The sequence below is a fragment of the Streptomyces rubiginosohelvolus genome, from assembly GCF_014649875.1.
GTDB classification, from domain to species: Bacteria; Actinomycetota; Actinomycetes; order Streptomycetales; family Streptomycetaceae; genus Streptomyces; species Streptomyces rubiginosohelvolus.
In genome coordinates this window covers 132636-150400 of sequence record NZ_BMTW01000006.1, presented here as the reverse complement: position 1 = coordinate 150400, position 17765 = coordinate 132636, and the positions used below count along the sequence as shown (strand labels likewise).

22 protein-coding genes are annotated in these 17765 nt (G+C 71.7%); 11 read left to right on the top strand and 11 right to left on the bottom strand.

Features of this window, described 5'->3' with window-relative positions; genetic code table 11:
* Positions 1-13: 13 nt before the first annotated feature.
* From IE134_RS16505 to IE134_RS16470, 8 genes are all read left to right on the top strand, one after another.
* Positions 14-1210 (top strand): erythromycin esterase family protein, encoded by a 1197-nt coding sequence (locus tag IE134_RS16505; protein ID WP_126931836.1) that lies wholly within the window; start codon positions 14-16, stop codon positions 1208-1210.
* A 101-nt stretch (positions 1211-1311) separates the two neighbouring features.
* On the top strand, positions 1312-2211 hold the full coding sequence (locus IE134_RS16500; RefSeq protein WP_126931837.1) for an LLM class F420-dependent oxidoreductase: 900 nt from the start codon (positions 1312-1314) through the stop codon (positions 2209-2211).
* 264 nt (positions 2212-2475) lie between these two features.
* Positions 2476-3237 carry a DeoR/GlpR family DNA-binding transcription regulator gene (locus tag IE134_RS16495; protein ID WP_010059206.1) on the top strand — a complete coding sequence of 254 codons (762 nt, stop codon included), beginning with the start codon at positions 2476-2478 and terminating at the stop codon, positions 3235-3237.
* A gap of 134 nt (positions 3238-3371) precedes the next feature.
* On the top strand, positions 3372-4739 hold the full coding sequence (locus tag IE134_RS16490) for an ABC transporter substrate-binding protein (protein WP_098017189.1): 1368 nt from the start codon (positions 3372-3374) through the stop codon (positions 4737-4739).
* The gene (locus IE134_RS16485) at positions 4736-5701 is read left to right on the top strand and encodes a carbohydrate ABC transporter permease (protein ID WP_032786426.1); all 966 of its coding nucleotides are present in this window, start codon (positions 4736-4738) and stop codon (positions 5699-5701) included. Before IE134_RS16490 ends, IE134_RS16485 begins: the two co-directional genes overlap by 4 nt.
* A complete protein-coding gene (locus tag IE134_RS16480; RefSeq protein ID WP_030717587.1) occupies positions 5698-6570 on the top strand; it encodes a carbohydrate ABC transporter permease in 873 nt (290 codons plus the stop codon). The genes IE134_RS16485 and IE134_RS16480 overlap by 4 nt, the downstream gene beginning before the upstream one ends.
* Complete coding sequence (locus IE134_RS16475; RefSeq protein ID WP_010059199.1) at positions 6567-7556, top strand: zinc-dependent alcohol dehydrogenase family protein; 990 nt, start codon at positions 6567-6569, stop codon at positions 7554-7556. Before IE134_RS16480 ends, IE134_RS16475 begins: the two co-directional genes overlap by 4 nt.
* The gene (locus IE134_RS16470) at positions 7553-8497 is read left to right on the top strand and encodes a PfkB family carbohydrate kinase (protein ID WP_030717584.1); all 945 of its coding nucleotides are present in this window, start codon (positions 7553-7555) and stop codon (positions 8495-8497) included. The genes IE134_RS16475 and IE134_RS16470 overlap by 4 nt, the downstream gene beginning before the upstream one ends.
* 125 nt (positions 8498-8622) lie before the next feature.
* On the opposite strand, the gene IE134_RS34650 is transcribed toward IE134_RS16470, so the two are convergent.
* From IE134_RS34650 to IE134_RS16440, 8 genes are all read right to left on the bottom strand, one after another.
* On the bottom strand, positions 8623-8700 hold the full coding sequence (locus tag IE134_RS34650; protein WP_370454205.1) for a 50S ribosomal protein bL37: 78 nt from the start codon (positions 8698-8700) through the stop codon (positions 8623-8625).
* Between the two features lie 167 nt (positions 8701-8867).
* Positions 8868-9254 (bottom strand): VOC family protein, encoded by a 387-nt coding sequence (locus tag IE134_RS16465; protein WP_030717582.1) that lies wholly within the window; start codon positions 9252-9254, stop codon positions 8868-8870.
* 51 nt (positions 9255-9305) lie between these two features.
* Positions 9306-9734 carry a DUF4190 domain-containing protein gene (locus IE134_RS16460; protein WP_030717580.1) on the bottom strand — a complete coding sequence of 143 codons (429 nt, stop codon included), beginning with the start codon at positions 9732-9734 and terminating at the stop codon, positions 9306-9308.
* Positions 9735-9821: 87 nt separating this feature from the next.
* A complete protein-coding gene (locus IE134_RS16455; RefSeq protein ID WP_098017186.1) occupies positions 9822-10385 on the bottom strand; it encodes a nitrobindin family protein in 564 nt (187 codons plus the stop codon).
* Between the two features lie 126 nt (positions 10386-10511).
* Entirely contained in the window at positions 10512-10934 is a 423-nt protein-coding gene (locus IE134_RS34185) for an ATP-binding cassette domain-containing protein (protein ID WP_229823606.1), read from the bottom strand.
* Positions 10907-11359: a hypothetical protein gene (locus IE134_RS34180; protein ID WP_229823604.1), complete on the bottom strand. Its 453-nt coding sequence runs from the start codon at positions 11357-11359 to the stop codon at positions 10907-10909. Before IE134_RS34180 ends, IE134_RS34185 begins: the two co-directional genes overlap by 28 nt.
* A 6-nt stretch (positions 11360-11365) precedes the next feature.
* Entirely contained in the window at positions 11366-12091 is a 726-nt protein-coding gene (locus IE134_RS16445; RefSeq protein ID WP_229823602.1) for an ABC transporter transmembrane domain-containing protein, read from the bottom strand.
* Complete coding sequence (locus tag IE134_RS16440; RefSeq protein WP_030717574.1) at positions 12088-12978, bottom strand: alpha/beta fold hydrolase; 891 nt, start codon at positions 12976-12978, stop codon at positions 12088-12090. The genes IE134_RS16445 and IE134_RS16440 overlap by 4 nt, the downstream gene beginning before the upstream one ends.
* 238 nt (positions 12979-13216) lie before the next feature.
* Between IE134_RS16440 and IE134_RS34175 the strand changes: the two genes are divergently transcribed.
* Together IE134_RS34175 and IE134_RS34170 are read left to right on the top strand one after the other, a co-directional pair.
* Entirely contained in the window at positions 13217-13810 is a 594-nt protein-coding gene (locus IE134_RS34175) for an ABC transporter substrate-binding protein (protein WP_229823600.1), read from the top strand.
* Positions 13807-14205: a TroA family protein gene (locus IE134_RS34170; protein WP_229823598.1), complete on the top strand. Its 399-nt coding sequence runs from the start codon at positions 13807-13809 to the stop codon at positions 14203-14205. The genes IE134_RS34175 and IE134_RS34170 overlap by 4 nt, the downstream gene beginning before the upstream one ends.
* Before the next feature lie 53 nt (positions 14206-14258).
* On the opposite strand, the gene IE134_RS16430 is transcribed toward IE134_RS34170, so the two are convergent.
* From IE134_RS16430 to IE134_RS16420, 3 genes are all read right to left on the bottom strand, one after another.
* Positions 14259-14477 carry an MbtH family protein gene (locus tag IE134_RS16430; RefSeq protein ID WP_030717571.1) on the bottom strand — a complete coding sequence of 73 codons (219 nt, stop codon included), beginning with the start codon at positions 14475-14477 and terminating at the stop codon, positions 14259-14261.
* 104 nt (positions 14478-14581) lie between these two features.
* Positions 14582-14932, bottom strand: coding sequence for a hypothetical protein (locus tag IE134_RS16425; protein WP_229823596.1), 351 nt, complete (start codon positions 14930-14932; stop codon positions 14582-14584).
* Between the two features lie 141 nt (positions 14933-15073).
* Positions 15074-15973, bottom strand: a complete 900-nt coding sequence (locus IE134_RS16420) for a siderophore-interacting protein (RefSeq protein ID WP_089118028.1) — start codon at positions 15971-15973, stop codon at positions 15074-15076.
* 706 nt (positions 15974-16679) lie between these two features.
* Between IE134_RS16420 and IE134_RS16410 the strand changes: the two genes are divergently transcribed.
* Complete coding sequence (locus tag IE134_RS16410; RefSeq protein ID WP_189430878.1) at positions 16680-17708, top strand: S66 family peptidase; 1029 nt, start codon at positions 16680-16682, stop codon at positions 17706-17708.
* The last annotated feature ends 57 nt before the right edge of the window (positions 17709-17765 follow it).

The window sequence follows — 17765 nt, the reverse complement described above, 5'->3', positions numbered from 1 at the left end:
TACGGTTGAAGCCATGGCAGACGACATCAAGGACATCGCCCACGCCGTCGATGCGGCCTCCGTCATGCGGCTGTTCGCCTCCCCGCCCCGGATGCTGGCCCTGGGCGAACCCACCCACGGGGTGGACGCCCCGCTCCGGCTGCGCAACTCCCTCTTCCGGCAACTCGTCGAACAGGAGGGGTACCGGACCATCGCCGTCGAGAGCGACTGCGTGGCGGGGCTGTTGGTGGACGACTACGTGACGTCGGGCGCGGGCGCGCTGGACGACGTACTGGAGCGGGGGTTCAGCCACGGATTCGGGACATCCGCGGCGAGTCGTGAACTGGTGTGCTGGATGCGCGCGTTCAACGACGGCCGCCCCGCTTCCGACCAGGTCCGCTTCGCCGGCTTCGACGGGCCGCTGGAGATGGCCTGGGCCGCGAGCCCTCGGGAGACGCTCACCGCGCTCCACCGCACCCTCGCCGACCACGTCGACCCGGGGCTGCTTCCCTGCACCGCCGGGACGCTCGACCGCCTGCTCGGCCCCGACGACCGGTGGACCGACCCCGCGGCGATGCTGGACCCGTCCGCGTCCCTCGGGCGGTCGGCCGAGGCCGGGGAGCTGCGACTGCTCGCCGACGATCTGGGGGCGCTGCTCCACGCCTGGGCACCCCACCTGATCGCGGCGGCCTCACGGGATGCGTTCGACCGGGCGCGGCTGTGGGCGCGGGCCGCGTCGGGGCTGCTGCGGTACCACCACTGGATGGCCGACGCCTCGCCGAGCCGGCTGGCGCGGCTGACGGGCCTGCGGGATCAGATGATGGCCGACAACCTCCTCGCGCTCGCGGAGCGGGGGCCGGTCCTGGTCCACGCGCACAACAGCCATCTCCAGCGCGACATCAGCTCGATGCGGATGGGCGGGCAGCGGCTGGAATGGTGGAGCGCGGGCGCCATCGTGCACACCCGCCTGGCTGAGGAGTACGGCTTCCTGGCCACCGCCTTCGGCACGATGCGGCACCAGGGCGTCGACGTCCCGCCGCCGGACACCCTCGAAGGCGCCCTGTACGCGCTCCCTGCCGGGACCTGCCTGGTGGACGCCTCCGCGTCGGGCGCCGCCCTCACCGCCACCGCACGGCGCACATCCCCGTACTTCGGCTATGCCCCGCTCGACCCGGCGCACCTGGCCCGCATCGACGGGATCGTCTTCATGAAGGACGTGCCCGAGGACTGAGGCTGCGCCTCACGGCCCCGGCGGGATCGGGCCCGCACATCCGGTCGGGTGAAAGGCTCTCCGGCCAGGAATAGTCGCGCCGGGCCGTTGTTGATCACACCATGACTTCTGAGACGACCGGAACGGGCAGCACCTTCGGACGCGTGGGGATCTGGAGCAGCGCCCTCCACGCGTCACGCGTGGACGACGCGGGCGGGAGGGCGATCGCGGAGGCGCTCGCCGAACTCGATGAACTGGGGTACGGCACCGTCTGGATCGGGGGCAGTCCGACGCCCGGCGACGCCGCCGCCGTCGTGGCCGCCACCCGCTCGATCACCGTGGCCACCGGCATCCTGAGCATCTGGAACCACACGGCGGAGGAGGTGGCGGCCGCGGTCTCGGCGATCGATCCGGACGCGCGCCGCCGCTTCGTCCTCGGGCTGGGCGTCAGCCACGGCCCGATGGTGCCCCAGTACGCGAAGCCGTACAGCGCGATGGTGGACTACCTCGACGCGCTCGACGCCGCAGAGCCGTCCGTGGGCTCCGGCCATCGGGTCCTGGCAGCTCTCGGGCCGAAGATGCTGAAGCTCGCGGCCGACCGCTCGCTCGGGGCGCACCCCTACCTCGTCACCACCGAGCACACCGCGGAGGCCCGGGCGGCGCTCGGGCCCGACTCCCTGCTCGCCCCGGAGCTGACCGCCGTCCTGGACACGGACCTCGACCGGGCCCGTACCACCGCGCGGACCATGCTGGGGATGTATCTCCAACTGCCCAACTACACAGCAAATCTCCTGCGCCTCGGGTTCACGGAAGGCGACTTCGAGGGTGGCGGCAGCGTCCGTCTCCTCGACGCCCTCTTCGCGCTGGGCGATGCGGAGGTGGTGACGCGCCGGACGCGGGAGTACCTCGACGCGGGCGCGGACCACGTCGCGTTGCAGGTCCTCACCGCCGACGAGGGCGGCGGCGGCCTGCCGCGCGCCGAATGGCGCGAGCTGGCCGAGGCGTTCGGCTCCGAACTCTGACAGCCCGCGCACACCCCCGCTCCACGATTCGGGCAACATTCGGGCGGTGAACGCGCGAAATCGGGCGGCCCGGACAGCCGACACGGCGGCTGTCCGGGCCTGACCAGCACGATCATCCCCGGAAAGCGGGCACGAACGGGCCGAGGGGATTCGGTGAAGCTGCTGGTGGTGGCCCCTGGACTGCTTGTACAAACGACACATGAGCCCGAACGGACTGACGGGCTCCGCCCGAAGCGGGCGCAGCAGCGACCAGGGAAGTGCGCCGTGGACACCGAGGAACGCCGTCGGGGAATTCTGGACACGGCCCGGCGGGAGGGGTCGGTCGGGGTGAACGCCCTCGCGGACCTGTTCAAGGTGGCCAAGGAGACCGTCCGCCGCGATCTGCACGTACTGGAGGAGCACGGGCTCGTCCGCCGGACCCACGGCGGCGCCTATCCGGTGGAGTCGGCCGGCTTCGAGACCACGCTCGCCGTCCGCACCACCCGTAACGTTCCGCAGAAGTCGCGTATCGCGGCCGCGGCGGCCGATCTGCTCGGTGACGCCGAGACGGTCTTCGTCGACGAGGGCTTCACCCCGCAGCTCGTCGCCGAGGCGCTCCCCCAGGACCGGCCGCTGACCGTGGTCACCGCGTCCCTGGCCGTCGCCACCTCCCTCGCCGCCGTCGAGAAGACCTCGGTGCTGCTGCTGGGCGGCCGGGTCCGCGGTTCGACGATGGCGACCGTCGACCACTGGGCCTCCCGGATGCTCTCGGAGTTCGTGATCGACCTGGCGTACGTCGGGGCCAACGGCATCTCCCGCGAGTACGGTCTCACCACCCCGGACCCCGCCGTCGCCGAGGTCAAGGCGCAGGCGCTGCGCAGCTCCCGGCGCAGGATCTTCGCCGGGATCCACAGCAAGTTCGGCGCGGTGAGCTTCTGCCGCTTCGCCGGAGTCGGTGACTTCGAGGCGATCGTCACCGACGCCGGACTCCCCTCGGCCGAGGCCCAGCGCTACTCCCTGCTCGGCCCCCAGGTCATCCGCGTCTGACCCGTCCGACCCGTCCCCACCGCCCGCTCGCAGGGCGCCCGTACCACCGCTCCACTCCCCCACCCGCCGGGGCGTGGTTCGCCATGCCCTCGTCCACCCGATCACCGAGCCGCTACGACTGATCAGGAGCCCCCATGCCTCATCCAGGACGCCGCCGCCGACCACGTAGGCGGGGGCGGACGTGTGCCGTGACCGCCGCACTGGCCCTGCTCGCCACCGGCTGCGCCGGAGCGGGCGGGACCTCCTTCGGGGGCGGCGACGCGCTGAACGTACTGATGGTGAACAACCCGCAGATGGTCGAGCTGCAGAAACTCACCGCGAAGCACTTCACGAAGGAGACCGGCATCAAGGTCCACTTCACGGTGCTGCCCGAGAACGACGTACGCGACAAGATCAGCCAGGACTTCTCCAACCAGGCCGGTCAGTACGACGTCGCCACCATCAGCAACTTCGAGCTGCCGTTCTTCGCGAAGAACGGCTGGCTGCATCCCCTCGACGACTACGCGAAGGCCGACACCGCCTTCGACCAGGAGGACATCCTGGCGCCGCTGCGGGAGTCGCTGACCGCCGAGGACGGCAAGCTCTACGCCCAGCCCTTCTACGGCGAGTCGTCCTTCCTGATGTACCGCAAGGACGTCTTCGAGAAGCAGGGCCTCACCATGCCCGAGAAGCCGACCTGGGAGGAGGTGGCAAAGCTCGCCGAGCGGACGGACGGCGCGGAGCGCGGGATGAAGGGCATCTGCCTGCGCGGGCTGCCCGGCTGGGGCGAGGTCATCGCCCCGCTGACCACCGTCGTCAACACGATGGGCGGTACCTGGTTCACCGAGGACTGGGAACCGCGCCTGACCGCACCGGAGTTCAAGAAGGCGACGAAGTTCTACGTCGATCTCGTGCGCGAGCACGGAGAGCTGGGCGCCCCGCAGTCCGGGTACGCGGAGTGCCTGAACAACATGACGCAGGGCAAGACCGCCATGTGGTACGACGCCACGGCGGGCGCCGGATCCCTGGAGGCGAAGGGCTCCCCGGTGAAGGGGAAGATCGGGTACGTCCCCGCCCCCGTCGAGGAGACCAAGAGCTCCGGCTGGCTCTACACCTGGGCCTGGGGTCTGCAGAAGGCGTCCAAGAAGTCCGACGACGCCTGGAAGTTCGTCTCCTGGGCCTCCAGCAAGGAGTACGAGGAGCTCGTCGGCGCCACCAGCGGCTGGTCCAACGTCCCGGCGGGCAAACGGGCTTCCACCTACGCCAACCCCGACTACCGGGCGGAGGCAGGGGCGTTCGCCGATGTCACCGAGCGGGCGATCTCCGAGGCCGACCCGAAGAACCCGGGCACCCAGCCCCGCCCGACGGCGGGCATCCAGTTCGTCGGCGTACCGGAGTTCACCGATCTGGGCACCCGGGTGGCGCAGGAGATCAGCGCCGCCATCGCGGGCCGCCAGTCGGTGGACGCCGCGCTCGCCGCCTCCCAGAAGCTGGCCGAGAAGGTCGCGGAGGAGTACCGATGACCGTCACCGCGACGAGAGAGACCACAGCCTCCCCGCAGGCTCCGGCGAAGAAGCCGGGCGGCGGTGACCGGCGGCGCGCCTGGGCGACCCGCGCGCCTCTGCTGCCCGCGCTGATCTTCCTGATCGCCGTCACCCAACTGCCCTTCGTGGCAACGCTGGTGATCTCGCTCTTCGACTGGAACTCCCTCAAGCCGGAGAAGCGCCACTTCACCGGCCTTTCCAACTACGCGTCGGTCTTCACCGACGAGGCGTTGCGCGAATCGGTCGTGACAACCGTCGTCCTGACCGCGACGGTCGTGATCGTCAGCGTCGTGCTGGGGCTGGTCTTCGCCCTGCTCCTGGACCGCACGTTCTTCGGCCGGGGGTTCGTGCGCACGCTGCTGATCACCCCGTTCCTGCTGGTGCCGGTCTCCGCCGCGCTGCTGTGGAAGCACGCGCTCTACAACCCCGAGTACGGGCTGTTCAACGGGGCACTCACCTGGTTCGGCGAGCTGTTCGGCATCGAGTCGATCGCACAGCCGGAGTGGACGTCCGAGATGCCGCTGATCGCCATCGAGGCGTCGCTCGTGTGGCAGTGGACGCCGTTCATGATGCTGATCCTGCTGGCCGGGCTGCAGAGCAGGCCGGCGGAGATCATGGAGGCCGCGCGGCTGGACGGGGCCGGGCCATGGCAGATCTTCCGCCATCTGACCCTGCCGCATCTGCGCCGCTATCTCGAACTCGGCATCCTGCTCGGGTCGGTGTACATCGTGCAGAACTTCGACGCGGTGTTCACGATCACCTCCGGCGGTCTGGGCACCGCCAACCTCCCGTACACCGTCTACGAGACCTTCTACCGGGCCCACGAGTACGGGCTGGCGTCGGCGGCGGGCGTGGTCGTGGTGATCGGCACGATCATCATCGCCACCTTCGCGCTCCGGGTGGTCTCCTCCCTCTTCCGTGAGGAGGCGAGCCGCGCATGAGCGCCTCGACCGTGACATCCGCAACCGCCGACGCCACTACGCGCAAGGCCCGTCGGCGCTCGGCCGCCCTGGGTGTGGTCGCCTGGGTCGTGGGCATCGGCTTCTGTCTGCCGGCCCTGTGGATGGTGCTGACGTCCTTCCACGCGGAGGCCGACGCGGCGACCAACCCGCCCTCGCTCGCCGCCGCGCTGACCCTGGACGGCTACCGCACGTTCTTCGGCGGCGGTGGCGGCCCGACGCCGTGGCCCCCGCTGGTCAACTCGCTGGCGGCCTCGTTCTTCTCGACCGTGCTGGTGCTGCTGCTCGCGCTGCCCGCCGCGTACGCACTGTCGATCCGGCGGGTGCGCAAGTGGACGGACGTGATGTTCTTCTTCCTGTCCACGAAGATGCTCCCCGTCGTCGCCGGGCTGCTGCCGGTTTACCTGTTCGCGAAGAACACGGGGCTGCTGGACAACATCTGGCTGCTGGTCCTGCTCTACACCTCGATGAACCTGCCGATCGCGGTGTGGATGATGCAGTCCTTCCTCGCGGACGTGCCCGTCTCCATCATCGAGGCGGCGCAGGTCGACGGGGCCCGGCTGCCGACGGTGCTGCGCCGGGTAGTCGCCCCGGTCGCCGGTCCCGGAATCGCCGCCACCGCCCTGATCTGCTTCATCTTCAGCTGGAACGAGCTGTTGTTCGCACGGGTGCTGACCGGCGTGGTCGCCGGTACCGCCCCGGTCCATCTGACCACCTTCGTCACCAGCCAGGGGCTCTTCCTCGCCCAGTTGTGCGCGGCGTCCGTGGTCGTGTCCCTGCCGGTGCTCGTCGCCGGCTACGCCGCCCAGGACAAACTCGTCCAGGGCCTCTCGCTGGGAGCAGTCAAATGAGGGCAGCCATCGTCGAAGCCGTCGGCAAGGTCTCCGTGACCACCGTCCCGGACCCCACGCCCGGCCCCCGCGACGTGGTCGTCAAGGTGGCGTCGTGCGGGCTGTGCGGGACCGATCTCCACATCCTCCAGGGCGAGTTCGCCCCGACGCTGCCGATCGTGCCGGGTCATGAGTTCGCCGGGGAGGTCGTGGGCCTCGGTGCGGACGTCACCGAGCTGTCCGTCGGCGACAAGGTGGCCGTGGACCCCTCGCTGCACTGTCACGAGTGCCGCTACTGCCGCTCCGGCCGGGGCAACCTCTGCGACAACTGGGCGGCGATCGGCGTCACCGTGCCCGGGGGCGCGGCCGAGTACGCGGTGGCGCCCGTCGCCAACTGCGTACGCCTCCCGGAGCACATCGACGTCCGCGACGCGGCGCTGATCGAGCCGCTGTCCTGCGCGGTGCGCGGCTACGACGTCCTGAACGGCAACCTCGGGGCCCAGGTGCTGATCTACGGGTCCGGGACCATGGGGCTGATGATGCTGGAGCTGGCCAAGCGCACCGGAGCGGCTTCGGTGGACGTGCTGGACATCAACGCACAGCGGCTGGCGACCGCGACGACGCTCGGCTGCACCGGAGCCGCGGCCCGCGCCGAGGAGCTGGACCGCCCGGGCGGCTGGGACGTCGTCATCGACGCCACCGGCAACGCGGGGGCGATCCAGGACGGGCTGGGGAGGGTCGCCAAGGGCGGGACGTTCCTCCAGTTCGGCGTCTCCGACTACGCCACGACCGCGGTGATCGAGCCGTACAAGATCTACAACCAGGAGATCACCATCACCGGGTCGATGGCGGTCCTGCACAGTTACGAGCGGGCCGCCGCGCTCTTCGCGAGCGGGGTGCTGGACGCGTCGGTGTTCATCAGCGACCGGCTGCCGCTGGAGCAGTACCCGCAGGCGATCGAGCGCTTCCAGGCGGGGATCGGCCGCAAGATCGTGGTGGAGCCGTGACGGGCTCCTCGCCCTCGGGTCCCGGCTCCGGCCGGGACCCCCGCTCCGTGCTCGTGCTCGGCGAGGCGCTGGTGGACCTGGTGCCGGCCGGGGAGGACGGCGCGGTCCGGGTGGCCCAGCCGGGCGGTGCGCCGGCGAACGTCGCGGTGGGCCTGGCCCGGCTCGGCGGGCGGCCGTCCTTCGTGGGCGGGCTCGGCGACGACGCCTTCGGCAGCCGCATCGGGGCGTGGCTGACCGGGGCGGGCGTCGATCTCTCGCTGAGCGCCCGCCCGCCGCTGCCCACCGCGCTCGCGGTGGCCGACCCGGGTGACCACGGGAACACGTACCGCTTCCATCTCGGCGACACGGCGACCTTCGCGCTGCCCGACCGCACGGCGGAGGTGCCGCGTTTCGGCGCGGTGTACGTGGGCGGGCTCGCCGCGGTCGTCGAGCCCGCGGCGGAGGTCGTGGCCGCCACCGCACGGGCGGCCGCCCGGAGCGGTGTGCTCGCGGTGGACCCCAATGTGCGCGAGGACCGCACCCTGGACCCCGTACGGAGCCTGGAGCGGCTGCGGGAGCTGTGCGCGCTCGCGCGGGTCGTGAAGGCGAGCGACGAGGATCTGGTGCGGCTGTGGCCGGACGCGGAGCCGGAGGCGAGCTGCCGGAGGCTCGCCGGGCAGGGACGGCTGGTGGTGCTGACCCGGGGTGCCCGGGGCGCCACCGCGTACGTCCGGGACGCTCCGGCGGTCTCCGTCCCCGCCCTTGCGGTGCGGGTGGTGAACACCATCGGCGCGGGTGACGCGTTCATGGCGGGGATGCTGGCCTGGCTCGGGGCGGAGACCGGGTGGCGGACCGAGCTGTCCGGCGCCGAGGCCCGGGCGATGCTGGAATACGCGGCCGCCACGGCCGCTTCGGTCTGCGCCAGGGCGGGAACGGAACCCACGGCCCCGCTTGGGGTGTGAATCGGGCGCCCACCGGGCATCAGCAGGTGGACCCGAGTTCCGCACGGCCCTCCCCCGGCCCACGGAAACCGCAGCGGCCTCGCCGGACCGATCGGTCCGGCGAGGCCGCTGCGCGTCCCGGCCCTTCAGCTCTGGGGACGCTTGCCGTGGTTCGCGCCGTTCTTGCGGCGGGCCTTCTTCTTACGACGTCGCTTCGAGGACATCGAACCCTCCTTATCTGCTCGGTGCCTTGGTGCGGACGGTCAGGCGGGTGAGGTTACCCGGTGATCACCGGGCCGCCTACCCACCCACACCGTGGCAAACACCCGGTGCGCGTGCAACCGGCGGTGCGGTGCCGGGCGGGGGTGGACTGATGTGCGGCGACCGGCGGTCAGGGCCGGTAGCGAAGAGGGTGGTCGTCGGGCACCTCGACGACGGCGATCCGCACACCGTCGGGGTCCTCGATCCACATCTCGACCAGTCCCCAGGGCTCGCGTTTCGGGGGTCGCAGGACGGCAACGCCCTTGGCCCGCAGTTCCTCGTGGGCGGCCTCGGCGTCGTCGACCTGGAGCCAGATCCGCACGGCCGACGAGGGCGGCTCCTCGCCCCGCCCGGAGACCTCCAGGAATCCGCCGCCGAGGAAGTAGACCGTGCCGCGCTCGGGGCCCGTACCGAATTCACGGTAGACGGCGAGGCCCAGGGCCTCGCCGTAGAAGGCGCGGGAACGGTCGGGGTCGGTGGGGTGGAGCAGGATCCTGCTGCCCAGTACATGCACCATGGGCCGAGCGTACGCCGCCGCCCCGGGGGGCGGCGGTTCCTCCGGGATCCGTCAGTTGCTCAGTTCGTCGATGAAGTCCTCCGTGCACCGGTCCTCGGCGGCCTGCCCGTTGGCCTGGTCCACGCACTTCTCGAAGTCCTTGAACTCCTGGGAGTCGAACACGGAGACGGCCACCACGAGGACGATCGCCGACCCGATGAGCCCGAGGGCACCGAACACGGCACCGACTATGGCCATCACGCGGCGCGGTGCGCGGCCCTGTCGGGTGCGGAGCGCGGCGATGATGCCGAAGACGACGGCGAGCAGGCCGAGGAGCAGTCCGCCGACGACGGTCCAGAAGAACAGGCAGGCGAGGAGGCCGAGCACCAGGGCGGCGACGGCGAAGCCGTTCGTCCGGGCGGGCTGCTGACCGCCGTAGGAGTCGTGGTCGGAAACGGGCGGCGCCGAGTACGGGGAATCCGGGTACGAGGGAAGGGACATCGGGAGGGTGCTCCTGTTCTCCTGGCTTCCCGTCCACCTGCCCCGTAGCCCCTTCGCCATGCCGCTGTTTCGGTCACGCTCCGGCAACTAACCGCCCTGGCCGGGCGCTGTTCGGCAGAGCTCGGCCGACAGGTGGTGCTGAAGCGGCCGGCCGACCGCGGCAAGGTCGTGGACGAAGGCGAGCGTGTCCGGATCCGTCAGGGTGTAGCGGCGGCGGGTGGCGTCGACCTCCTTGGCGGTGGGGGCGAGGGAGACCTGTTCGGTGGCGAGGTCGACGGCGCCGTCGCGGGCGTGGCCGGAGAGGATCTCCGCGATGCCGGTGGGCTGGGTGATCAGGGCTTCCACCCGGCCGTCCGGTTGCAGCCGCCACCAGCCGGTCTCCCGGGCGGACGGGCGCAGGGGTTTCCCGTCCGCGTCGAGCAGCCAGGCCCGGGCCTCGTACGCGAGGAAGGGGCGCCCGTCGTGGCTGAACGTGACCTCCTGCGCGTACGTGAAGTCCGCCTCCAGCGTGGGGTACCCGCCGCTCCCCGTGCCCCGCCAGGTGCCGAGGAATCCGGTCACCGGGGCGAGCAGGGGATGCGGCGCCGGGGACGCGTCGGTGCTCAGCGCGTCGGGGAAGGGAAAGGGGACGTCGCGGACGGGGTGGTTCATGCGGGGGTGCGCTCCTGAATCCGTCGGGGCCGGTGCCGGTCGCAGCCTAGGCCCTGGCCCGTACCGGTGCCGCGAGCACGCCGATGGCCCCGCACACGGGGTGCGGGGCCATCGGGCGGCCGGGACTCAGTTGTGGGCCAGCAGGGCGTTCTCGTCGAGGCGGATGATGCGGGGCAGCCGTTTGATGGTGGCCTCGCGGTGGGCGATGACGATGAGGGTGCGGTCGGTGCGCAGGGTGTCGATGGCGGTCTCCAGGGTGCGCGCCGTCTCCGGGTCGATGTCGGCGGTGGCCTCGTCGAGGACGAGGACCGCCGGGTCCAGGAGTGCCGCCCGGACGAGGCCGATGAGCTGGAGTTCACCGGCCGAGAGCCGGCCCGTACCGCGTCCGAGGTCGGTGTGCAGCCCCTCGTCGAGCGAGCGGACCCAGTCGGCGAGGCCCAGGTGGTCGACGGCCTCGGCGATGCGCTGCTCGTCGGGGTCGCCGGGCACCAGCCGGAGGTTGTCGAGGAGGGTGCCCTCGATCAGGTGGACGCGCTGCGGGATGAGCACGATGCAGCGGCGTGCGGCGGAGCAGGTCGCCGGAGGGGCCGCCGAGGCCGCCGCCGCCGGAACCGTTCGAGGAAGCGGAGCGGGGCCCGGGAGAGCCGGGTGACGGCCAGTTCGCGCAGGGCGCGCACGACGCGTTCGCCGACGGAGATGAGCAGCAGTTCGGACTGGCGGAGCAGGACCAGCCGGAGCAGGGCCAGTGCGGTGAGGGCGGCGACGGCGGTAAACAGGCCTGTGCGGTCCCGCTGGAGGATCTGGTCGACGCCCGCACCGATGACGGCGGGGACGGCGACGGTGGTGGCGGTCGCGGCAGCGCCGGCGAGCAGGGCGAGGGTGATGCCCCGGCGTTCGGGGCGCATGTGCGGCCAGGCTCTGCGCAGGACGCGGCGCTGGTCGGGGGTCGCGGTCAGGCGCTGATGCTCAGCCACCGATGGTCACCCGCGGTGACGGTGGCGCTGCGCTCGTGGTGGCGTCGGACCAGGGCGGGTTCGCCGCCGAGGCCGCGGACGGCGGCGCTGGCGGAGAGCAGTTCCTCGACGGCGTCGGCGCGGCTGCCGTGGGCGGCGGAGAGGGCGGTGTTGGCCGCGCCGAACCGCTTCGGGAACCAAGGTGTTGATCCACACCAGGGGCGGGACGCACAGCAGGCAGATCAGGGCGAGGAGCGGGTCGAGCCGCGTGATCGCGACGATCATGACGACGAACCCGGTGACGCCGGTGAGGAACGAGGCGACACCGGAGAGCCAGCCGCGGACCAGGTCCACGTCCCGGGTGCCGCGCATGCCGAGGTCGCCTTCCCCGTACCGGGCGACGGCCCGGGCGTCGAGGCGGGAGACGCGGTCGGCGAGGGCGATGTAGAGCCGGTTGCCCTGGGTGGTGGCGGGCAGGGTGGAGTACCAGCCGAGGACCATCTCGGCGACGGCGGCGAGGATTCCGGCGCCGCCGATGATCAGGGCCCAGCGGAGGAGGGCGGAGTGGTCCTCCTGGACGATGCCCTGGTCGACGGCGCGTTCGATGAACCAGGGCAGGGCGAGCTGGTAGACGAGTCCGCCGAGGACGGCGAGGGCAGCGAGGGCGGGGCGGTCCCGGAGGCAGCCCGCGAGGAGTCTCAGCCCGTCGCGGGTGGTGGGCTCGTACGGGCGCTGCCCGGTCGTGGCGTTCACGTTCCACCCCGCCCGGAGGTACGAGGGCTCTCGCCCCGGCAGGCGGCGGCGTGCGCTGCCTCGGGGCGCACGGCCTCGGGGCGGCGGGCGAAGAAGTCGAGCATGGCGGCGTTGACCTCCGCGGGGCGTTCGAGGTGGCCGTAGTGGCCGCAGCGTTCGATCTCGGTGTAGCGGGCGCCGGGGACGGTGTCGGCGATGTCCCGGCCGGCGGCCGCCGGGATCATGACGTCGTCGGCGAAGCCGATGCACAGCAGCGGTACGTCGAGCCCGGCGTACCGGGGCAGTTGGTCGACGCCGCGCATCGCGTCGTACTGGGCACGGATGCCGGGGCCGGTCGTCGCCTGGGCGTACGTGAAGACGTCGAGCCAGTCCCGGACGGCGCCGGGGTCGCGCAGGGTGTGGGGCGACAGGTAGCACAGGGCCCGGAAGACGGCTTCGTGGGAGGCGGGGACGGCGGCGCCACTGTCGTACAGGTCGCCGGCCGCGCGGGACATGGCGTCGCCGAAGGTGTCGAGCCGGGCCCGCCCGGCCATCAGCACGGCCTGGGAGACGAGTTCGGGCCGGGTGAGGCAGAGTTCGCCGACGATCGACGCGCCGAGGGAGAAGCCGACGAGGCGGCAGGGCGGGAGGGCGAGGTGGTCGATCAGGGCTGCCAGGTCGGCGGCCATGGCCTCCAGGGTGATGCCGCCGGGCGGTAAGGCGTTCGGCGGGATGCCGCGGTTGTCCGGGGCGATGACCCGGTAGCCGGCGGCGACCAGGGCGGGGGTCTGGTGGGCGCGCCAGGCGGTGCGGGTGGCGCCGGTGCCGTTGACGAGCAGCACGGGCTCGCCGTCGCCGCCGGTGTCGTCGAAGACGACGTCGATTCCGTTGAGGGGTGCGGAAGGCATGGTGGGGGTCGGACCTCGCTGTCCTGGGTGAGGGGTGGTGGCGTGCTCGCGCGGGAAGTCTCGTCGGGTACGGGGCAGTTCGACGCGGAGTTCGTCGCTCATGGCGTGCGGACTCCTCGTCACCGATCGGGATCGGCTCCCTGAATCCTGCTCGGAAGCGGTAGGTTAGGCATACCTTACTTGCGGTGGCGTCTTCGTGCGGCCGGAAGATCTTTCCGTTCCCGACGAAGGAGTGACCATGGCACGTTCACGTGTCCAGTCCGGCACGGTGGAGCGCAGGCGTCTCCCCGGCGGACTCACGGGCGCCGCGGCGGCGTTGGGGCTGACGGCCTGTGGCGTGAGCGAGTCCGACGACAAGGCCTCGGACGGCGACTCCAAGGAGACGTCCGGTGCGACGACGCGCAGCCTGGAGACGGACAACGGGACGGTGAAGGTCCCGGAGAACCCCAAGCGGGTGGTGGTTCTGGAGAACTACGACGCGCTGATGCTCCTCGATCTCGGGATCGTTCCCGTCGGCATCCCCGAATGGGCGGCCAACCCCCAGCTGCTGCCCGCGGACAGCTATGAGCAGCTCAAGAACGTCGCCACGATCGGTGCGCCCGAGACGCCCAACTCCCAGGCCATCGCCACCCTCAAGCCCGACCTGATTATCGATCAGTTCTACAAGGAGAAGTCGGCCCCGCTCAAGACCATCGCGCCGGTGGCCTACTTCGACTGGCACACCAGCGGGGCGTTCTGGAACGAGCAGATCGCCAAGGTGGCGAAGCCGTCAACCGCGAGGGTGAGCTGGCGGCGAAGAAGAAGGAGTACGAGGACCGGCTCGCGGAGGTGAAAACCGCCTACCGCAAGCAGATCGAGACCACCACGTGGGCGCCGCTGAGCGGCGGCCCGAGCGGCAAGTTCTTCCTGGGGACGCCGCTGGTCACGGGGGCGCGCGATGTCGGTCTGCGGATCGGCGCGGGGCTGCCCGAAAAGGAGGCGGGCTTCGTATTGAAGAGTTACGAGGAGATGGACGTCCTCAAGGACTGCGACGCCCTGATCTACTCGGTGCAGGCCGACGGCAAGCCGACGCCCACCACCCAGGCGCTCCTGGACCATAAACTGTGGAAGGGCGTGCCCGCGGTCAAGGCCGGACGGGCCTTCCCCTCGCGGCACTTCGTGATGGCCAACTACACCTTCGCCATCGCCACGGTCGACGAGATCGAAGGCATGCTGAAGAAGATGTAACGGGCTGCGACGCCTCGCGGCCCTCCCGTTCCGCCGTCACCGGTGACGGCTCCTCATGCGGGATCGGCCGCCATGCTCTCCATCAGGCTCTTGGGCCGCAGGTCGGTCCAGTTCTGCTCGACGTAGTCCAGGCATGCCTGGCGGGTGTCCTCCGGGTGGGCCACGGTCCATCCGGCGGGCACTTCGGCGAACGCGGGCCACAAGGAGTGCTGTCCCTCGTCGTTGACGAGCACCAGGTAGGTGCCGTCCTCGTCCTCGAACGGATTGGTCACCGCATCCTCCATTGACTTAGGCAAGGCTATCTTCACTTGATCGACGGCAACCTTACCCACTCACCCCACGGTTGACTCGCCGAACCCTGCAACTCACCTGCGCATCACCGGATTCTCCGACTGGTTCCCGGCACTCCCAGCCTCCACCGGACGCCCTCCGGCCGGGGGCTTCTCCTACACGCGGTCCCAGCGCCGCGCCGTTTGAACAGCACCCAGGCGAGGTACACCCCGCCCAGCACGGCGGTGGTGACGCCCACCGGCAGCAGGTTGTTGCGCTGGGACTCCTCCACCACCTCGATCCATCCGACCTGCCGGTCGGCCCAGACCAGGGCGGAGAAGAACTGGCCGGAAGCAAGGTGTGCGGCCGAGAGCGGTCCGGCGGCCACCGCCCCCGCCGAGACCAGGCTGACCCCGGGGCTGCGGCTGACCATGACGGCGATCTGCGCGACGGCCATGATCTGCACGGAGGACCAGCCCCGCCCGTTGAGCGTCCCGACGAGCCAGATGTGGGCGTTCTGGGCGTCGTTGAGGGCGGTCCCGGACCCTGGCGCTCGGTGCGCCGCGGGGCCGGGGAACGCGGAAGCGGACGGGGGCGGTCAGAGCCCGAGGTCGCTGAGGCGGGCCTCGTAGCGGATGGTGAGGTCCTCGGTCTCGCCGCCCGGCGCAGGGTTGTCCCAGAGGGCCTCCAGCTCGGAGCGCACGGCGTCGGGCAGGGCTTCGTACCGCTCGGACCAGGTGTCGGAGTTCGGTATCCAGTAGCCGACGACCTTGAAGCGCTCGGCCGGGAGCCCCAGCTCGCGCCGGAGGTAACGGCGCACGGCACGCAGGGCGTTGGTCTCCCCGGCCACCCAGACGTACCCGCCCGCGAGGTCCGTGCCGGGCGGGACGGCGGCGGCGACCAGGTCGGCCAGACGGCTCGGTCCGTGGCCGTTCCCGCCGTAGGTCCAGGTCACCTTGGAGTCGGCCGGCTCGCGCAGCGGCAGCGCGGCCGAGGGGTCGGGCGCCTCCAGGACCGCCCGGGTCCGGACATGCCCGGGGGTGTTCTCCAGCAGCCGGGCGGCGGCGGGCAGACCGGTCTGGTCGGCGACCAGCACCTGCCAGGAGAGATCGTCCGGGGGGCTGTAGAGCCCGGTGGGGTCGTTGACGCCCACGACGTCGCCGGGACGCGCCTCGGCGGCCCAGCCGGACGCCACACCGCCCTCGTGCAGCACGAAGTCGATGTCGACCTCGCCCGCCTCCGGGCGGACGGCCCGGATCGTGTACGTGCGCATCGGCGCGACCGGCTGCCCCTCGGGGGTCTCCCAGCCGCCCTGCTCGGTGGTCCGGGGCAGGGAGACGTCAGTGCGGTCCGGGCCGTGCGGGAGGAAGATCCGCACGTACTCGTCGCCGACCCCGGTGGTCCGGAAGCCGGCCAGCCCCTCTCCGTGGAGGGTGACACGGGTCATGCTCGGGGTGAGCGGCTGCACTCGGGCGACGACGGCTCGGTGGATCGTCATGGACACTGCCCCTTCGTACGCGTGGTCGGCCTGAGCGCCTCGCCCGCGGGGACGAGAGAACCGAATTGACTTAGGTCAGCCTAACCTTCCGCGCTCAGCGGTTCGAGACGGCCTCGATCGTGCGCCGCCGGCCGACGGCGCCCCCGCCACGAAACCGGCCAGGACCGCGAGCGTCCACGGATCGGCACGGATCCACTATGTGTTCAGCCCCGACGACGACATCCGCTTCACGATCGACGCCGAGGCTGCGCCCTACTCCCGCCCGCTTCCCGGACTGCCCCAGGGGCTGCCCACCGACGCGCGGGGGACGGTGAGCTTCCGCCACATCGTCGCCGCCACGGGGCAGGTCGCCACGGCGAAGGCCCGGGTGGACTGCCTGGTCACCGGGGGCGGCACGGCGACGCTCACCGCCGTGGTCACCCGGTCCGACGTGGGGCCCGTCGGCGAGCGGCTGGGCTTCAGCGTCAGTGAGGGGCGCGCGGGCGAGCCGGACCGGCTCGGGTTCTCGTGGGGCGTGGCGAACGTCGACCCCGAGAAGGCCGACGAGCAGGGAACGTCACCGCTCCGAAGGCGGGGACCTGCATGGCGCCCGCGCCCTTCGCTCCGGCGACCCGGGGCGGCTTCCGCGTCCGCCATGCCGAACTTCCCCTGCAGCCCGCCGAAATTCGCTGACCCGGCGCAGGCGGGTTGTGCCAAGATCCCACGCATGCCCGTTCGATACCCACGCCCCCTGCGCCCCGGTGACCGCATCGGCGTCACCTCCCCTTCGAGCGGAGTGCCCGAGGAACTGCGTGAGCGGCTCGCCGTGGCGGTGCGCGATGTGGAGGCGCGGGGGTACGAGGTCGTGACCGGGCGGTGCATGGACGGCTCCGGGCATGTCAGCGCGCCCGCGGCGGACCGGGCGGCCGAGCTGACGGCGATGCTGACAGACCCAGGCATCCGGGCCGTGGTGCCGCCGTGGGGCGGGGAGACCGCCATCGACCTGCTGCCGCTGATCGACTGGGAAGCGGTGCGGGCGGCGGAGCCGACCTGGGTGGTGGGCTACTCGGACATGTCGACGGTGATGACGCCGCTGACCCTGCTCACCGGGGTGGCGACCGTGCACGGGAACAACCTCATGGACACCCCGTACCGGGTGCCGGAGGGACTGGTGTCCTGGTTCGACGTCGTCGCCGCCCCGCCGGGCCACCGTTTCACCCAGATCCCGCCGGAACGGCACCGGGCCTCGGGCTGGGACGACTGGGCGGCGCACCCCGGCGCCCGTACGCTCACGCTCGACATCCCGGGCCGGTGGACCCGGCTCGACGGCGGCGGCGACGTGGACGTCGAGGGGCGGCTGATCGGGGGCTGCGTCGAGATGCTGTGCAACCTCACCGGAACGCCGTACCTCGACACCTCGGCGTTCGCCCGGACGCACGCCCCGGAGGGCCTTCTCGTGTTCGTGGAGGCCGCCGGCGACGACGCGCTCGCCATCTGCCGCTATCTGCACGGGATGCGCCTGGCCGGGTTCTTCGACGCCGCGAACGCCGTGCTCGTCGGCCGGACGGCGGCTCCGGACACCGTCTCGCTCACCCAGCACCAGGCCGTGATGGACGCGCTCGGACCGCTGAACGTGCCGATCGTCGCCGACGTCGAGTGCGGCCATGTGCCGCCGTACCTGCCGCTCGTCAACGGGGCGCGGTGCCGGGTCGTGCACACCGCCACGCGCAGCGAGGTGACGCAGACGCTCGCCTGACGGCCGACGGTGGACGCAGCCCGGGCCGGCCGGACCGCCCCGCACAAGGTGGCGGGG

What these genes read in the sequence shown, in the direction of transcription:
- IE134_RS16420 (WP_089118028.1), bottom strand. Translation starts at nt 15,973, where the DNA reads ATGACGATCCACCGAGCCGTCGTCGCCCGAGTGCAGCCGCTCACCCCG.
- IE134_RS16465 (WP_030717582.1), bottom strand. Translation starts at nt 9,254, where the DNA reads ATGGTGCATGTACTGGGCAGCAGGATCCTGCTCCACCCCACCGACCCC.
- IE134_RS16490 (WP_098017189.1), top strand. Translation starts at nt 3,372, where the DNA reads ATGCCTCATCCAGGACGCCGCCGCCGACCACGTAGGCGGGGGCGGACG.
- IE134_RS16505 (WP_126931836.1), top strand. Translation starts at nt 14, where the DNA reads ATGGCAGACGACATCAAGGACATCGCCCACGCCGTCGATGCGGCCTCC.
- IE134_RS16485 (WP_032786426.1), top strand. Translation starts at nt 4,736, where the DNA reads ATGACCGTCACCGCGACGAGAGAGACCACAGCCTCCCCGCAGGCTCCG.
- IE134_RS16425 (WP_229823596.1), bottom strand. Translation starts at nt 14,932, where the DNA reads ATGGCCGTCGCGCAGATCGCCGTCATGGTCAGCCGCAGCCCCGGGGTC.
- IE134_RS16460 (WP_030717580.1), bottom strand. Translation starts at nt 9,734, where the DNA reads ATGTCCCTTCCCTCGTACCCGGATTCCCCGTACTCGGCGCCGCCCGTT.
- IE134_RS16410 (WP_189430878.1), top strand. Translation starts at nt 16,680, where the DNA reads ATGCCCGTTCGATACCCACGCCCCCTGCGCCCCGGTGACCGCATCGGC.
- IE134_RS16480 (WP_030717587.1), top strand. Translation starts at nt 5,698, where the DNA reads ATGAGCGCCTCGACCGTGACATCCGCAACCGCCGACGCCACTACGCGC.
- IE134_RS34175 (WP_229823600.1), top strand. Translation starts at nt 13,217, where the DNA reads ATGGCACGTTCACGTGTCCAGTCCGGCACGGTGGAGCGCAGGCGTCTC.
- IE134_RS16500 (WP_126931837.1), top strand. Translation starts at nt 1,312, where the DNA reads ATGACTTCTGAGACGACCGGAACGGGCAGCACCTTCGGACGCGTGGGG.
- IE134_RS34650 (WP_370454205.1), bottom strand. Translation starts at nt 8,700, where the DNA reads ATGTCCTCGAAGCGACGTCGTAAGAAGAAGGCCCGCCGCAAGAACGGC.
- IE134_RS16440 (WP_030717574.1), bottom strand. Translation starts at nt 12,978, where the DNA reads ATGCCTTCCGCACCCCTCAACGGAATCGACGTCGTCTTCGACGACACC.
- IE134_RS16455 (WP_098017186.1), bottom strand. Translation starts at nt 10,385, where the DNA reads ATGAACCACCCCGTCCGCGACGTCCCCTTTCCCTTCCCCGACGCGCTG.
- IE134_RS16475 (WP_010059199.1), top strand. Translation starts at nt 6,567, where the DNA reads ATGAGGGCAGCCATCGTCGAAGCCGTCGGCAAGGTCTCCGTGACCACC.